Raw genomic sequence first — 16211 nt, forward strand, 5'->3', positions numbered from 1 at the left:
CCGGTGGCCGCCGTCACTGACCAGGACCACACCGAGCACGCCGACCAGCCGGGCGACGCGGACAAGGCGGGATCCGCCGGGAACCCGTCGGCGAAGGCCCCTGGGCGCTCCGCTCCGGGCGGAAGCGCCGACGGCACCCACGCGCGTGTGCGGGACAGAGACTCCTCCTCCCGTACGGGTGCCACGAACAGATCGGACTCCACCAACCGGTCGGGTGCCAGGGACGGCTCGGATGCCAGGGGCGGCCCGGGTGGCGTGGGTCGTGCGGGTGCCGCCGGCCGGGCGGATGCCGCACGCCGTACGGACTCCACGGGCTCCACGGGCTCGGGCTCCCCGGACTCCCCGGACTCCACTGACGCCTGGGACGACGGGCTCATCGCGCGACGGGTCAACGAGACCGCCATGGCCGACCACCAGTACGCCGTCATGGACAGCCGTGCCGCCGCCTCGGCGATGGTCCCCCTGGTGTACGACTCGGCGCTGCGCTCCCGGCTGGAGGCGTTGCGCGAACTGGTGGGGCTCTCCCGCACCCGGCTCGACAGCCGGACCCTGGCACAGGCGGGGCGGGTGCTCGACGAGGCGTCCGCGCGGCGCAGGCTCTCCGGGCAGCACACCGTCGTCGCCATCGCGGGTGCCACGGGCAGCGGCAAGTCACAGCTGTTCAACGCGCTCGCCGGGGTGACCATCTCGGAGACCGGGCTGCGCCGCCCCACCACGGCGGCACCCATCGCCTGCAGCTGGAGCGACGGGGCGGCGAGCCTCATCGAGCGGCTCGGCATCCCGCCCCGGCTGCGCCGGCGTCCGCTGCCGAGCGGGGACGCGGAGTCGCAGCTGCGCGGACTCGTGCTGATCGATTTGCCCGACCACGACTCGGCGGCCGTACAGCACCGCGAGCACGTCGACCGCATCCTGGCGCTCGTCGACGCGGTCATCTGGGTCGTCGACCCGGAGAAGTACGCCGACGCCGTGCTCCACGAGCGTTATCTGCGGCCGATGGCGGCCCACGCCGAGGTGATGTTCGTCGTCCTCAACCAGATCGACCGGCTGCCCGGGGAGGCCGCCGAGCAGGTCCTCGACGATCTGCGGAGGCTCCTCGACGAGGACGGCATCGCCCTCGGGGAGCACGGCGAACCGGGGGCGACCGTCCTCGCGCTGTCCGCGCTCACCGGGGACGGTGTCGGCGAGCTGCGTGAGGCGCTCGGCCAGTTCGTCGCGGAGCGCGCGGCGCCCGCCCGACGTATCTCGGCCGACGTGGACATCGCGGCGGCACGGCTGTGGCCGGTCTACGCCACCCAGCTGCGCACCGGGCTCAGCGAACAGGCCCGCGAGGAGTTCTCCGACCGGCTCGCGGACGCGGTGGGGGCGACGGCGGCGGGAGAGGCGGCCGAACGGGCGTGGCTGCGCAACGCCAACCGGGCCTGTGGAACGCCCTGGCTGCGGCTGTGGCGTTGGTACCAGGACCACTGCGAGCCCGCCACGGGCCGGCTGCCCTCACGTGCGCAGGCCGACGAGGAGGCCACCGCCCGGCAGCGAGTCGAAACGGCGGTGCGGACGGTGGCCGACCGGGCCTCGGCAGGGCTGCCCGCACCGTGGGCCCAGGCGGTGCGCGAGGCGGCCATCCGGGGTGCCCAGGGGCTGCCCGAGGCGCTGGACGAGCTGAGTGTGCGCGCGGGAGTGCCGGCGGGGCGGCCGCCGCGGCCCGGGTGGTGGCCGGTGGCCGTGCTGTTCCAGGCGGCCATGACGATCGTTCAGTTCCTGGGCGGCCTGTGGCTGCTGGGCCAGATCATCGGAGTCATGTCGCCGAACCTGGGCGTGCCGGTGCTGCTGATGGTGATCGGCATCGTCGGCGGTCCGATCGTCGAGTGGAGCTGCCGGATGGCGGCCCGTGGCCCGGCCCGGCGTTACGGCCTGGAGGCGGAACGCCGGTTGCGGGAGGCGGCGGCCGGGTGCGGGAGAGCGCGGGTGCTGGATCCGGTGGCGGCGGAGCTGCTGCGGTATCGGGAGGTTCGGGAGCAGTACGGGAGGGTGGTGGGAGCGGGGCACTGACGGCGGCGTCGGGGCCGTGCTTCCAGGGCGGTGACGGCGGTGTCCGGCCGGTGCCTCAAGGACAGGCCCGGTGCCTCAAGGGCCGGGCCCCGTGGGTAAGGGCCGGGCCCGTGGTTCTTCAAGGCCGGGGCCGTGGTTCCGGAGGCGTGGCGGTGGTGACGGACCGCGTGCGCGCAGGCCGAAGGGCGGCGTCCGGCCGGGCGCCGCCCTTCGGCGCGCCCGTGAGCCCCGCGGAGCGTCACCCGCTCGGGTGACTGCGTTGTCCACAGGCGAGCAGCGGTCCACAGCGCTCAGCGGGCTCGGGCCGACGGCGGCAGTCTGGCAGTGCAGCCGTACGGGACGGACCCGTACGCGGGTAGCCCGTGGCCGGAGCCCGGGTGAGGGAGGGGTTCGCTATGAACGAGACGATGGTGTGCGCGGTCGGCAGGGTGGCGACGCAGCCGGTGTACCGGGAGGTGGCGTCCGGCCCGTCGGCGAGGTTCCGGCTGGCGGTGACCGCGCGCTACTGGGACCGCGAGAAGAACATGTGGACGGACGGCCACACCAACTTCTTCACGGTCTGGGCCAACCGGCAGCTCGCCACGAACACGGCGGCGTCGCTGACGGTGGGGGAGCCCGTGATCGTGCAGGGCAGGCTCAAGGTGCGCACCGATGTGCGCGAGGGACAGAGCTGGACCTCGGCGGACATCGACGCGGTGGCCATCGGTCACGATCTCGCCTGGGGCACCTCGGCGTTCCGGCGCGGAGGCAGGCCGGAGACGGCGGTGGCACCGACGCAACCCGAGCCCAACTGGGAGACACCACCGGATGGTTCAGCGAGTCAGGCGGACGGAGCCGCACAACAGCGTGCGGACGAAGCAGTACTGACGTGACGTCAGTCACGCCGCCCCTCGCCTGAACTGCGGCTTATCGGCAACTGCGCACCGAAAGGCCAGGGGTGGATTTGTCGATAAGCCCTGCTCACAAAGGATCTTGGCGATAACGATTCCGAGTCGGATCACTCGTCCGACCGTCTCTCCGGCAAGTGGCGTCCGTCGCGTCCCTAGGATGCCGGGAAAGCTTCGCGGCTCTTGGGGCCTGCGAGGCTTGCGATTCTGCTGGTGGGACCGTACCCCCCACGTCGACGGGTCCTGCTCGAAGGGGATTTGGTGTTTGCTTCGTTCTCTGTGGTGTCCGTACGCAGGCGAGGTGCGGCCGGCCTCGGCGCCGCGACGCTGATGTCCGGGCTGGTCGCCGCGGGCGTGATGGCCGGCGCCGGCCGGGCGGCCGCCGACGAGACCACGCAGAGCCAGGGCGGAGCGACCGCGACGATAGCCGGGCTCAAGACGTACGGCTCCGCCGTGGTCCACGGCGACACCGGGGACCAGCAGGTGTCGGCAGGCCTGTTCGAGATGTCCGTCGAGGGCGGCGGCATGCTCCAGACGTACTGCGTCGACCTGCACAACCCCACGCAGCGGGACGCCAGGTACCACGAGACGCCGTGGAGCGGCACGTCCCTGGGCGCCAACAGGGACGCGGGGCGGATCCGCTGGATCCTGCAGAACTCCTACCCGCAGGTGAACGACCTCGCGGCGCTCGCCCGGAAGGCGGGTGTCCGGGGTGTGCTGACCGAGCAGGACGCGGCGTCCGGCACACAGGTGGCGATCTGGCGCTACTCGGACGACGTGGCCGTCGACGCCCTCGACCCGCAGGCCGAGCAGCTCGCGGACTACCTGGAGAAGAACGCCCGGAACCTGCCCGAGCCCCGTGCCTCGCTCACCCTCGACCCGCCCGCGGTCTCGGGCCGGCCGGGCGAGCGGCTCGGGCCGGTGACGGTGCACACCAACGCGAGCAGCGTGACGGTGTCGCCGCCGGCGGACGCCGCCACGAGCGGAGTGCGGATCGTCGACAAGCAGGGCAGGGCGATCACGTCCGCGGCCGACGGCGGGCAGGTGTTCTTCGAGGTGCCCGAGGACGCCGCGGCGGGCACGGCGGACCTGACCGTGCACGCTTCGACGACGGTGCCGGTCGGCCGCGCCTTCGCCTCCGAGACGCGGAGCCAGACGCAGATCCTGGCCGGGTCGAGCGAGTCGACCGTGTCGGCGACGGCCGCCGCGACCTGGGCGAAGAAGGGGGCGATCCCGGCGCTGTCGGCGGCGAAGAACTGTGCCGACGGTGGTGTGGACATCATCGCGTCCAACAAGGGCGACGAGCCGTTCACCTTCGAACTGGCGGGCCTCGAGCACACCATCGCCGCGGGCGAGACCAGGACCATCACGGTCCCCCTCCAGGAGGACCAGGCCTACGACTTCACGATCCACGGGCCCGGCGGTTTCACCCAGCGTTTCACCGGCATGCTGGACTGCCAGACCCGGGGCAGCGAGACGGGCACGGTCGCTCAGACCCTGAGCGAACCGAGCCCGGCCACCGTGGGCGGCGCGGCGTCGGACACGAACCTCGCGGAAACCGGCGGATCCGGCGTCACACCTCTCATCGCCGGCATAGCCATCGGCCTGGTCGTCATCGGCGGAGTCACCCTGGTCGTCCTCCGCCGCAGGGACACACCCACGGGGAACTGACCGGGCCGTGAGAGCGGGCCGTCGCGCTCCTTCTACGCTCGGCCCATGAAGATCACTGTGCGGGCCGCGGTCGAGGCGGACCTGTCGGCGCTGCTGGCCCTCTACGAGGAACTGAACCCGGATGACGCGCCGTTGCCCCGGGCGTCTGCGGATGCCGTCTGGGCGGCGATATCCGGGCAGCGGGGGGGGGACCGTCCTGGTGGCGGACGCCGACGGCGCGGTGGCGGGCACGGCGGACTGCATCGTCATGCCGAATCTCACCCGCGGCGGCCGGGCCATCCTGTTCGTGGAGAACGTCGTGGTGGCCGGCTCCTTCCAGCGGCGGGGCGTCGGACGCCGGCTGATGGAGGCGGCCGTGCGCCTGGGGGAGACGGCGGGCTGCTACAAGGTGCAACTGCTGGCAGCGGACGACGAGTACGTCCACAGCTTCTACCGGGCGTGCGGCTTCGAAGCCCTCGCGCAAGGGTTCCGCCGCTACGTGGGGTGACCGCCCGCACGCTCCACGGGAACCGAACCGGTCCCTCCGACGTGTTCCTGGGCAAGGGGTGGTGCCTCACGCTGCGATCAGATCAAGATCCAGGCAAGGCCGGTGCGGATGTCAGTGCCGGAAGGGATACTTGCGGCGACGGATGACCATGGGGGAGGTCACAGTGACACAACTGCCGACGAGCAGTCCGCCACCACCGAGCCCCGGCCTGTCCACACTCCCGGCCGTCCCGGCCCAACCGGCACAATCACCGCAGGCGCCGCACGGTCGTACGGAGCCCCAGCCCCGCCGCACGGCTTTCGCCGAGGGCTTCGATCAACTCCGGGCCGCCGCCACGACCGAACCCGGCCGTCTCCGCATCATCGGCGCCGTTCTCGCTCTACTCGTCGTCGCCTTCGGCGCCGTCACCGCCTGGCAGATGACCGACCGCGCGGCCGCCGCCGACGACGTCCTGACCAGCAGCCAGCCCCTCAGTTCGGACGCGGCCGACATCTACCGCTCCCTCGCGGACGCCAACACCGCCGCTTCCAGCGGCTTCCTCGCCGGCGGCCAGGAGACGGCCACCTCCCGCGACCGGTACGAGAGGAACATCCGCACGGCCGCGGAGAAACTCGTCAACGCCGCCGCCAACTCGGAACCCGACTCCCCGTCGGCCGCGACCATCGCCAGGCTGAACAGACTCCTCCCCGAGTACAAGGGCCTGGTCGAACGCGCCCGCACCTACAACCGCCAGGGCTTCCCGGTCGGCGGCGCCTACCTCCGCTACGCCAACGAGAAGATGCAACAGCAGATGCTCCCGGCAGCCGAGGACCTGTACAAGAAAGAGAACCAGCGCCTGCGCGCGGACTACGCGGACGCCACGCCCTACCCCTGGGCCGCCATCGCCCTCGGCGTCGCCGCCCTCGCCGCCCTCGCCTGGGCCCAGCACCGCAACTACCAGCGGACGAACCGTGTCCTGAACCACGGCCTGGTCGCCGCCACGGCCACCGCGACCGTGGTCCTCCTCTGGCTGGTCGTCGGCCACAGCGTCGCCCGCGCGGGCCTGAACGACTCCTACGACCACGGCGTCCGCTCCCTGAACGTCCTGCACGACGCCCGCATCGCCTCCCTCAAGGCGAGAGGCAACGAGAACCTCACCCTGGTGGCCCGGGGCGCCGAGACGAAGAAGGTCGGCGACGAGACCTACGACGCGTACGACTACGACTTCCGGGCGGAGATGAAAGCCCTGGGCGAGTACCTGGCGGACGCCGAGCAGCTCGCCGACGACAGCTCTGGTGAGCGGCCCGTCACCGCCGCCACCGGCAACATGGCGGAGTGGAAGAAGCGCCACACCGCGGCCCGTGAGCAGGACGAGAACGGCAACTACCAGCGTGCGCTGGACATGGTGATCGGAGCGAAGAACGCGACCGGCGAGTGCTTCGACAGCGTCGACGAGAACCTGCGCACGGCACTCGCCCACGAGGAGACCGAGTTCAAGCACGCCGCCGGTGACGGCAGGGACGCCCTGACGGGCCTGTCGGCGGGTGCGGCGGTACTCGGCGTGCTCGGCGCGGCGGGCGCGGTACTGGGCATCGGCCGCAGGCTCTCGGAGTACCGGTGAACGGGACGGAGGCGAAAGGGGGCGTGGCCATGCGAGCGCGACGTCTGCGGGCCAGTCTGAAGGGCTGGGGCGGGGTGGCCGCGATGGCGGCCGTGTGCGCCCTGGTGGCCGTCTTCGCACTCTGCCTCCCCGCTGCCGGACCGGGCATCGTGGACGGCCGGGCCGTCACCCGGGCCGCCCAGACCAGGACGGTGCAGGCCGAAGAGGACTGCGAGGCCCCCGAGAAGCAGACCCTGCCCCCCTCCTCCGCGGACGGCGACACCATCCGGGCGATCAAGAACCGCGAGGGCGAGAAACGCAAGCTGATCGTCGGAGTCGACCAGAACAGCTACCGCTGGGGCTACCGCGACCCCAACAGCGGCCAGACCGCGGAGCTGGAGGGCTTCGACATCGATCTGGTCCACCGCATCGCCGAGGACATCCTGGGCGACCCGGACGCGGTCCAGTTCAAGGCGATCCCCACCGACCAGCGCATCCCGGCGATCCAGGACGGCCGCGTGGACATGGTCGTCCGGACGATGACGATCAACTGTGAACGCATCAAGGACGTCGCCTTCTCCGCGCCGTACTTCAAGACGGGACAGCAGGTCCTGGCCCCCAAGTCCTCACCCGTCACGGGCTACGACGACACACTCGCGGGCCGCAAGGTCTGCACGGCGGCGGGCTCCACGGCGTACTCGACGCTGGAGAAGGACCGGAAGAACGGCGAACTCCCCGCCGGCACCGACATCTCCGGAACCGTCCCCAACCAACTCGACTGCCTGGTGAGGCTCCAGCTGGGCGAGGCCGACGCCGTCGTCACGGACGGCGCGCTCGCGGCGAGCCAGGCGGCACAGGATCCGACGGTCCAGCTCAAGGGCGACGCGTTCACTGCCGAGTACTACGGCGTGGCGATGAAGAAGGACGCGGACGATCTGGTACGCCGGGTCAACCAGATCCTGGTGGACTACCGCAAGGACTCTGCCGACGGCTGGCAGGCGTCGTACGAGCAATGGCTGTCGGCGACACTGGGCAAGGATGCGAAGAAGTCGGAACCACCGGCACCCCAGTACCTCCGAACCACCTGACGAACCGCACCACTCGACAGACCGCACCACCTGACAACGCGACCGACCCCCCAACCGCACAACCGCAGCGAGAGGTGATCGATGGGCGTCACGGGATCCACCGGGCCGGTGATGGACCGGGACGAGGTGGACCGTGCGCTGGCGCGGCTCGGCGCGGAGCACGAGGCGATCGAGACCTCGCTCCTCGCCCTCCAGGACCACGCGGGCCGCAGACTCCTGGAGGGTGCCGAACTCACCGGCGTCACCCGGGAACGCTGGACCTCCACGGAGGCGTCGATCACGCTGCTGTGGACCTACTTCGACGCGTACACGGACGCTCTGCGCACCGCCCGGGAGATCCGCTCCCGCCGCCGCTGGTCCAGCCGTGAGGACCTGGTGGAGCTGACGGAGCTGCTGAACGGCGAGTCGGTCACGGTCGCGGGCAGCGCCACCGCCACGGCCAACGCCCCGACGCCGCACGGCGCCGCGAACAAACTCAGCGAACGCTACTCACTGGGCACCCTCGTCGACCGGATGAACGAGCTGTACGCGACGAGCCTGGACATGGTCGTCGCCGCCGACGCGGTCTGGTCGGCCCTGCCGGCCCGGATCGATCTGCTGGCAGCCGAACTCCAGCGCACCCGCCGGCTCGCGCACTCGGTCGGCGTGCGCCCCGGCGAGCACCCCGCGGGCGACGACCTGGAGCGCATCACCCGCATACTGACGAAGCTGCGCGAGCAGGTGATCTCGGACCCGCTGGCGTTCTGGCAGGCCTCGGAGGGCAGTTCGGCTCCGGGCGGCGGCAGGCCGGACACCACGGTGTACGACCGTGAGGCACGCGCCCTGGAGGACGTACGGCGGGAGATCGACGCCGTCCTGACGGTGCGCCAGGACGCCGAGAAGCGGATCGTCAAGCTCCGGGACATCCTCAGCCGGGCGGACCGTACGCTCGCCGAGGCGCGCACCGCTCGCGGCGAGGTCCTCGCGAAGATCGCGGCGACGGAGGTGCCGGTGGTCAGCGGACCGCCGACGGTGCTGCAGGAGCAGCTGGCGACGGCCGCGGAGTTCCGCAGGCAGGCACAGTGGCACCGGCTGTCCCCGCTCCTGGAGTCGCTGGAGCAGAAGGCGGAGGACGAACTGCTGCGCGCCCGCGAGTCGCTGACCGCGGTCACGGCGCCCCTGGCGGTCCGTGCCGAGCTGCGCGGCCGTCTCGACGCGTACAAGGCGAAGGTCGCCCGGCACGGCTTCGCCGAGGACTCGCTGCTCGTGGAGCGGTACGAGAAGGCGCGCCGCATGCTGTGGAGCGCCCCCTGCGACCTGCGCGCCGCCGAACAGGCCGTGCTGCGCTACCAGCAGGCGGCCGCGGAACTGCTCGGCGGCCCGCGGGTCCCGGACCAGGGCGTGCCCGAGGACGACCGGAGGGGGCCCGGCGCATGAGCGACAAGGGGGAGTCCATGACTCAGGCACCGCACCCACCACCAGCCGAGCCGGCGAACGGGCCCCAGCGCAGCTGCCAGCGCCCCGCCTGTGAGGGCACCTACGAGGACGTGGGCGGCGGCGAGCTGTACTGCGACACCTGCGGCCTCGCCCCGGTCGTCGCACCGAACGGCATGGTCGGTTCGCCCCCGACCGGCATCACCGCGGGCGGCAAGGGCGGCTCCCACGGCTCGGGGCGCAGCGGCGGCTCCCGCTCCGGCGGCCGCAGTTCGCGTACGTCGTCCCAGTCGTCGAAGTCCCGCCGCTCGGTGTCGGGACGGCTCTCGCGCTCCCTGTCGGGCAAGCCCACGAGCCGTTCGTTGTCGGTGCGCAGCTCCGGTTCCGGCGCCGGTTCCTCGACGCGGGGCCGGCTGGGCGCCGGGCTGGTCCAGGTCCCGCCGATCCCGCGGCCCGACCCGCGCGAGATGGTCCTGGACAACCCGGAGGTGCCCGAGCGGAAGCGGTTCTGCTCACGCTCCGACTGCGGCGCCCCGGTGGGCCGTGCGCGCGGTGACCGGCCGGGGCGCACGGAGGGCTTCTGCACCAAGTGCGGGCACCCGTACTCGTTCGTACCGAAGCTGAAGGCCGGGGACGTCGTGCACGGCCAGTACGAGGTCGTCGGCTGCCTCGCGCACGGCGGCCTGGGCTGGATCTACCTGGCGGTCGACCGGGCGGTGTCCGATCGCTGGGTGGTCCTCAAGGGCCTGCTGGACACGGGCGACCAGGACGCGATGGCCGCGGCGATCTCCGAGCGGCGCTTCCTGGCGGAGATCGAGCACGCCAACATCGTGCGGATCTACAACTTCGTGGAGCACCTGGACCAGCGCACCGGCTCCCTCGACGGCTACATCGTCATGGAGTACGTCGGCGGCAAGTCGCTGAAGGAGATCGCCAACGACCGCCGCACACCGCACGGCAGGCGCGATCCGCTGCCCGTGGAGCAGGCCTGCGCGTACGGCATCGAGGCCCTGGAGGCACTCGGCCACCTGCACAGCCGCAACCTCCTGTACTGCGACTTCAAGGTCGACAACGCGATCCAGACCGAGGACCAGCTCAAGCTGATCGACATGGGCGCGGTGCGCAGGATGGACGACGAGGAGTCGGCCATCTACGGCACGGTCGGATACCAGGCGCCGGAGGTCGCCGAGGCCGGCCCGTCGGTGTCGAGCGACCTCTACACCGTCGCCCGCACCCTCGCCGTCCTGACCTTCGACTTCCAGGGCTACACGAACGTCTACGTCGACTCGCTGCCCGACCCGGACAACATCGAGGTCTTCCGGCAGTACGAGTCGTTCTACCGCCTCCTGGTCCGCGCCACGGACCCGGACCCGGCCCGCCGGTTCGCCTCCGCGCAGGAGATGACCGAGCAGCTCACGGGTGTCCTGCGGGAGGTGGTGTCCCTCCAGACGGGCCGGGCCCGGCCCGCCCTCTCCACGCTGTTCGGGCCCGAACTCCGGGTCACGGACACGGAGCTGTTCCCGAAGCCGGCCGGCGAGGTGTCCCGGCTGGGGGCACGGGCGGTACGGACACGTCGCCCGCCCTCGACCGCGGCCGCGCTGCCCACCGCGCACAGCCTCGTCAAAGCCGTCGACACCACCACCACGGCCCTCGCCCTGCCCGTCCCGCGGGTCGACCCGTCCGACCCCAACGCCGGTTTCCTCGCGGGCCTGATGACCTCCGCGCCCGCCGAACTGCTCGGCGCCCTCGCCGCCGCCCCGGCCCCGTCGACCGAGACCCGGCTGCGGCAGATCCGGGCCTGGCTGGAGACCGGCGACCCGGCCGCCGCACTGCGGGCGCTGGTCACCCTGGAGGGCGAGCGGCCCGACGACTGGCGGGTGGTCTGGTACCGGGGCGTGGCCGCGCTGGTCACGGGCGACGACGAGGGCGCCGCGCTCGCCTTCGACGCGATCTACGACGCCTTCCCCGGCGAGATCGCGCCCAAGCTGGCGCTGGGCCTGTGCGCGGAGGTGCTCGGCCAGCTGGACAACGCCGCCGAGTACTACCGGCTGGTGTGGTCGACCGACCCGAGCCATGTGAGCGCCGCGTTCGGGCTGGCCCGCGTGCAGCTGGCGACCGGCGACCGGCGCGGCGCCGTACGGACGCTGGAGTCGGTCCCGGAGTCCTCCATCCACTACACGGCGGCCCGGGTGGCGGCCGTCCGGGCGCGGCTGCGGCAGCGCACGGCGACCGCCTCCGACGCACCGTTCCTGGAGGACCTGACGGCCGCCGCGGCGCAGGTCGAGGCGCTGGAGGCGTACGGTCTGGATCCGGCGCGGCGTGAGCAGTTGTCGGCCGAAGTCCTCGGTTGCGCCCTGGACTGGGTACTCTCCGGGGGCCAGGGTTCCGCCCTTCCCGCCGCCGGGGGACGGACGCTGCTCGGCAGCGGCCTGGACGAGCGGGGACTGCGTTTCGGACTGGAACGCTCGTACCGCACGCTGGCCCGGCTGGCGCGGGGCGGCGAGGAGAGGATCGACCTGGTGGAACGTGCCAACCGTTACCGCCCCCGGACGTGGGTGTAATTGATGTCGCAGATGCCCCAGTTGTCCGCCTGCCCGAGTTGCGAGGAACCCCTCGACTCGGGTGACCGTTTCTGCGGCGCGTGCGGATATGACCTGTCCGCCGTGCCGGCACGGCCTCAGGACAACCCGACCATCACCATGAACGGCTCGGTGCCCGCCCAGGGCGCTCCGGCCGGTGAGTATCCCGAGCCACCGTCGGCGCCGCCCGCCGGCACGGCCTGGCCGGCGCCCCCGCCACCGAGCGCCCCGCCGGCCACCGGCGTACGGTTCGACCGGCGGCCGGACGGGCAGCCCGCGCCACCCGGGAGCGACACCGCCCGGCCCGGGACCTACCCGGGACAGCAGCCCGACGAGTACCTCCTCCAGGCACCGGACCCACGGGTGTCCGCCGACCCGCCGGCGCAGGCCGCGGGCGCCGGCGGCAAGGTCTGCGTGGCCTGCCGGGCCGGCCGCGTGGACGACGACGGCTACTGCGAGAACTGCGGCCACGCCCAGCCGCGCGAACGGGACCACATGGAGCAGGAGTCCGGCCCGGTGGCCGCGGTCAGCGACCGCGGCCTGCGCCACCACCGCAACGAGGACGCGTTCGCCATCGGCACGACCGCGCTCCCCGACGGCTCGCCCGCCTCCGTGGCGATCGTCTGCGACGGCGTCTCGTCGGCGACCCGCCCCGACGCCGCCTCGATGGCGGCGTCGAAGGCGGCGAGCGAGACACTGCTGGCCGCCCTGCCGCGCGGCACGCACCCGCAGCAGGCGATGCACGAAGCGATCGTCGCCGCCTCACACGCCGTCAACTCGCTCGCCGGGGAACCCGCCACGGCCCGTGAGCACGCCCCGCACCAGAACGCCCCGGCGTGCACCATCGTCGGCGCCGTGGTGACGTCGGGCCTGCTGATCGTCGGCTGGGTCGGCGACAGCCGTGCCTACTGGGTCCCGGTCGACCGGAGCGCACCTCCCGCCCGGCTCACCGAGGACGACTCCTGGGCCGCGCAGATGGTCGCCGCCGGCCTGATGAACGAGTCCGAGGCCTACGCCGACGAGCGCGCCCACGCGATCACAGGCTGGCTGGGCGCTGACGCCTACGAACTGGAACCGCACACCGCCGCGTTCAAGCCGGACCGGCCGGGCGTCGTCGTGGTCTGCACGGACGGTCTGTGGAACTACGCGGAGGCGGCCGAGGAGATGGCCCGGGTCGTCCCGCTCGACGCCGCCACCCATCCGCTGCACAGCGCCCGGGTGCTCGTCGGCCACGCCCTGGACGGCGGGGGCCACGACAACGTAACAGTGGCCCTCGTGCCGTTCCCGGCGGTCCTCCAGGGGGCAGGATCGGCCTGAGGCCGTGTACCGGACGCCTCGGCGGACCGGAGGGGACCGCTCCGCCTACCGTCATCACCCCGTCCTCGGCGGGGGCTTTGGAGGGGGATCGAAGCAGGCATGGCCATTTTCTCGAAACCGAACGTGCCCCGGTTCTCGGTGGACGTGTACCAGAACGAGTACCTGCCTGAAGGCGCCGGCGAGGTCAACGCCATCGTCACGGTGACGGCGACCGGTGGCGGCACGGTCGGCAGCGCGGTCTCGGCGCCCCATCTCTACTCACCCGGGCAGGGCCCGTCCGCAGCCGTAGCGATCATGGTCGACTGCTCCGGGTCGATGGACTACCCGCCGACCAAGATGCGCAACGCCCGGGACGCGACGGCCGCCGCCATCGACACCCTGCGCGACGGCGTGCACTTCGCGGTGATCGGCGGGACGCACGTGGCCAAGGAGGTCTACCCGGGCGGCGGGAACCTCGCGGTCGCCGACGCCACCACCCGCGCACAGGCCAAGCAGGCGCTGCGCTCGCTCAGCGCGGGCGGCGGCACGGCCATCGGCACCTGGCTGAAACTGGCCGACCGACTGCTGTCGTCCGCGGACGTCGCCATCCGGCACGGCATCCTCCTCACCGACGGCCGCAACGAGCACGAGTCGCCCCAGGACCTGAAGGCCGCGCTGGACGCGTGCGCGGGGCGCTTCACCTGTGACGCGCGCGGCGTGGGCACGGACTGGGAAGTGAAAGAAGTCACAGGGATCGCTTCCGCCCTGCTCGGCACCGCCGACATCGTCGCCGACCCGGCCGGGCTGGCCGCCGACTTCACGCACATGATGGAAACGGCGATGGGCAAGGAGGTCGCGGACGTCTTCCTGCGGCTGTGGACCCCGGTCGACACCACCGTGAAGTTCGTCAAGCGGGTCGCGCCGACGGTCGAGGACCTGACCGGCCGGCGCACCGAGGCGGGCCCCCGGGCGGGCGACTACCCCCTTGGTTCCTGGGGAGACGAGTCCCGTGACTATCACCTCTGCGTGGAAGTCCCGGCCGCGAACATCGGCCAGGAGATGCTGGCGGCCCGCGTCTCGCTGGTCATTCCGCAGCCCGACGGCAGCGTTCAGAACCTCGGCGCGCAGGGCCTGGTGCGGGCCGTGTGGACGGACGACATGGTCGCCTCGACGTCGATCAACCCCCAAGTCGCCCACTACACCGGGCAGGCCGAACTGGCACAAGCCATCCAACAAGGGCTGGACCTTCGCAAGTCGGGAGATATGGACGGAGCAACGGCCAAACTGGGCCGGGCCGTTCAGCTCGCGAGTGCCTCCGGGAACGCCGATACTGCGAAACTGCTTGCGAAGGTGGTGGACGTGGTCGATGCCGCGACCGGTACTGTGCGACTGAAGGCGAAGGTCGAGGAGGCCGACGAGATGACGCTCGAGACCCGGTCCACCAAGACCGTCCGCGTGAAGAAGTGACCTAGAAGAGATCGAAGGAGGGACGCGCCGACATGCCGACCTGCCCGAACGGACACCAGTCGGGTTCCGACGACTGGTGCGAGGTCTGCGGTCACCGCATGGCGGGTGCCGTGCCTCCGCCTCCACCGCCGCCCCCGCCCGGCGGCGGCTACGGCTTCCCGCCACCCGGCGGACCCGGTGGTCCCGGTGGCCCAGGCGGCCCTCCCGGCGGCCCTGGCGGCCCCGGTGGCCAGCCCGGTGGGCGCCCTCCGCACCTGTCCGCCGTGCCGAACGCCGAGCCGGAGCTCTGCCCGCAGTGCCGTACGCCGCGGGAGGGCGCCGCCCCGTTCTGCGAGGAGTGCCGGTGGAACTTCCTGACGAACACGGCGACCTCGTACACGCCCGCCGCTCCGCCTCCGACGTCGCCCGGCCCGGGCGGGCGCTTCCAGCCACCGGGCGGGCCCGGTCCTTCCGGCCCGTCGGGTCCCTCCTACGGCGGCGGTGACGCGTTCGAGTACCAGAGTTCCCGCCCGTCGCAGGTGAACCGCCCGGCCGAGCCGATCCCGCCGTTCGGCGACCCCTCCGGCCGGCCGGGCCCGGGCGGTCCCGGTGGGCACAGTGGTCCTCCCGGTCCTGGTGGCCCGGGCGGCCCCGGCGGTTTCGGTGGTCCTTCCGGGCCGGGTGGTCCTGGTGGTCCTTCCGGGCCCGGTGGTCCTGGTGGGCCCGGTGGCCCCGGCAGTTTCGGTGGTCCTTCCGGGCCGGGTGGTCCCGGGGGGCCTGGTGGTCCTTCCGCTCCGGGCGGTCCCGGTGGACACGGTGGTCCTCCCGGTCCCGGTGGCCCGGGCGGCCCCGGCGGTTTCGGTGGTCCTTCCGGGCCCGGTGGTCCGGGTGGTCCTTCCGGGCCAGGCGGTCCTGGTGGCCCCGGCGGCCCCGGCGGCCCGCCCGGATTCGGTGCCGCCCCCTCGCGGCAGGGCCCGCCGCCTGGACCCGGTGCGCCCGGCGCGCCCGGTGGCGCTCCGCAGGGCTACCAGCAGTCCGCCCCGTCGGCCCCGCCCGGATTCCCGCAGGAGACCCAGCGGCCGCCCCAGGGCGGTGCGCCCTTCGGCGGCGGCGGTGACGACGACTGGGTGATCTCCCCGCCCTCGTCCACCGGCCCCGGCGGCCCCGGCGGCCCCGGCGGCCCTGGTGGCCCCGGCGGTCAGGGTGGCGGCTACGGCTACCCCCAGCCCGGCGCGACCCAGGCGCCCCCCGGCCCCGGCGGCTTCCCGCAGCAGCCCCAGGCACCCCAGGGGCCGGCCACCTGGACGGCGACCATCGGCCCGGACCGCGACTACTTCATGGCGATGATGCAGCGCTCCGGACCCGAGGCCGCGGGCCTGAACCTGCCCGCGTACTCGCCCGAGCAGCAGCGCACGCTCACCGGCAACCAGCTCACCATCGGCCGCCGGCGGCACTCCACCGGCGACACCCCCGACATCGACCTGTCGGTGCCGCCGGAGGACCCGGGTGTCTCGCACCAGCACGCGGTGCTGGTCCAGCAGCCGGACGGCAGCTGGGCGGTGGTCGACCAGAACTCGACGAACGGCACGACGGTCAACGGCTCGGACGAGCCGATCCAGCCGTTCGTCCCCGTACCGCTGCAGGACGGCGACCGGGTGCACGTGGGCGCCTGGACGACGATCACGATCCGCCGCGGCTGAGGGGTCCTTTCCAAGACCC

The 16211-nt window shown here is 72.8% G+C and carries 11 protein-coding genes; all 11 read left to right on the plus strand.

What is annotated here, in order from left to right; genetic code table 11:
• Nucleotides 1-3 precede the first annotated feature (3 nt).
• The 11 genes from IE97_RS0112760 to IE97_RS40180 all read left to right on the plus strand — a co-directional run bounded on the left by IE97_RS0112760 (nt 4) and on the right by IE97_RS40180 (nt 16192).
• Nucleotides 4-2046: a YfjP family GTPase gene (locus IE97_RS0112760; protein WP_030237031.1), complete on the plus strand. Its 2043-nt coding sequence runs from the start codon at nt 4-6 to the stop codon at nt 2044-2046.
• 395 nt (nt 2047-2441) lie between these two features.
• Nucleotides 2442-2918 carry a single-stranded DNA-binding protein gene (locus IE97_RS0112765; protein ID WP_030237036.1) on the plus strand — a complete coding sequence of 159 codons (477 nt, stop codon included), beginning with the start codon at nt 2442-2444 and terminating at the stop codon, nt 2916-2918.
• A 276-nt stretch (nt 2919-3194) separates the two neighbouring features.
• Entirely contained in the window at nt 3195-4604 is a 1410-nt protein-coding gene (locus IE97_RS0112770; protein WP_199809809.1) for a Cys-Gln thioester bond-forming surface protein, read from the plus strand.
• Nucleotides 4605-4803: 199 nt separating this feature from the next.
• Nucleotides 4804-5091, plus strand: coding sequence for a GNAT family N-acetyltransferase (locus IE97_RS38430; protein ID WP_234331806.1), 288 nt, complete (start codon nt 4804-4806; stop codon nt 5089-5091).
• A gap of 148 nt (nt 5092-5239) precedes the next feature.
• On the plus strand, nt 5240-6691 hold the full coding sequence (locus IE97_RS0112780; RefSeq protein WP_051704945.1) for a hypothetical protein: 1452 nt from the start codon (nt 5240-5242) through the stop codon (nt 6689-6691).
• Between the two features lie 29 nt (nt 6692-6720).
• Complete coding sequence (locus IE97_RS0112785; protein ID WP_030237047.1) at nt 6721-7758, plus strand: glutamate ABC transporter substrate-binding protein; 1038 nt, start codon at nt 6721-6723, stop codon at nt 7756-7758.
• Nucleotides 7759-7839: 81 nt separating this feature from the next.
• Entirely contained in the window at nt 7840-9174 is a 1335-nt protein-coding gene (locus IE97_RS0112790) for a hypothetical protein (RefSeq protein WP_030237050.1), read from the plus strand.
• 17 nt (nt 9175-9191) lie between these two features.
• Entirely contained in the window at nt 9192-11732 is a 2541-nt protein-coding gene (locus IE97_RS0112795; RefSeq protein WP_051704946.1) for a serine/threonine-protein kinase, read from the plus strand.
• A gap of 3 nt (nt 11733-11735) precedes the next feature.
• Nucleotides 11736-13067 (plus strand): PP2C family serine/threonine-protein phosphatase, encoded by a 1332-nt coding sequence (locus tag IE97_RS0112800; protein ID WP_234331807.1) that lies wholly within the window; start codon nt 11736-11738, stop codon nt 13065-13067.
• Nucleotides 13068-13166: 99 nt separating this feature from the next.
• Nucleotides 13167-14513 (plus strand): vWA domain-containing protein, encoded by a 1347-nt coding sequence (locus tag IE97_RS0112805; protein WP_030237063.1) that lies wholly within the window; start codon nt 13167-13169, stop codon nt 14511-14513.
• A 32-nt stretch (nt 14514-14545) separates the two neighbouring features.
• Complete coding sequence (locus IE97_RS40180) at nt 14546-16192, plus strand: FHA domain-containing protein (protein WP_078603204.1); 1647 nt, start codon at nt 14546-14548, stop codon at nt 16190-16192.
• Nucleotides 16193-16211 lie beyond the last annotated feature (19 nt).

Origin of the sequence: Streptomyces sp. NRRL S-455, from assembly GCF_000717875.1 — a bacterium.
In the GTDB taxonomy this organism is placed as follows: domain Bacteria; phylum Actinomycetota; class Actinomycetes; order Streptomycetales; family Streptomycetaceae; genus Streptomyces.

Excerpts from the sequence above, each read along its gene's own strand:
- IE97_RS0112765 (WP_030237036.1), top strand. The coding sequence starts at position 2,442 with ATGAACGAGACGATGGTGTGCGCGGTCGGCAGGGTGGCGACGCAGCCG.
- IE97_RS0112780 (WP_051704945.1), top strand. The coding sequence starts at position 5,240 with ATGGGGGAGGTCACAGTGACACAACTGCCGACGAGCAGTCCGCCACCA.
- IE97_RS0112785 (WP_030237047.1), top strand. The coding sequence starts at position 6,721 with ATGCGAGCGCGACGTCTGCGGGCCAGTCTGAAGGGCTGGGGCGGGGTG.
- IE97_RS0112790 (WP_030237050.1), top strand. The coding sequence starts at position 7,840 with ATGGGCGTCACGGGATCCACCGGGCCGGTGATGGACCGGGACGAGGTG.
- IE97_RS0112795 (WP_051704946.1), top strand. The coding sequence starts at position 9,192 with ATGACTCAGGCACCGCACCCACCACCAGCCGAGCCGGCGAACGGGCCC.
- IE97_RS0112800 (WP_234331807.1), top strand. The coding sequence starts at position 11,736 with ATGTCGCAGATGCCCCAGTTGTCCGCCTGCCCGAGTTGCGAGGAACCC.
- IE97_RS0112805 (WP_030237063.1), top strand. The coding sequence starts at position 13,167 with ATGGCCATTTTCTCGAAACCGAACGTGCCCCGGTTCTCGGTGGACGTG.
- IE97_RS40180 (WP_078603204.1), top strand. The coding sequence starts at position 14,546 with ATGCCGACCTGCCCGAACGGACACCAGTCGGGTTCCGACGACTGGTGC.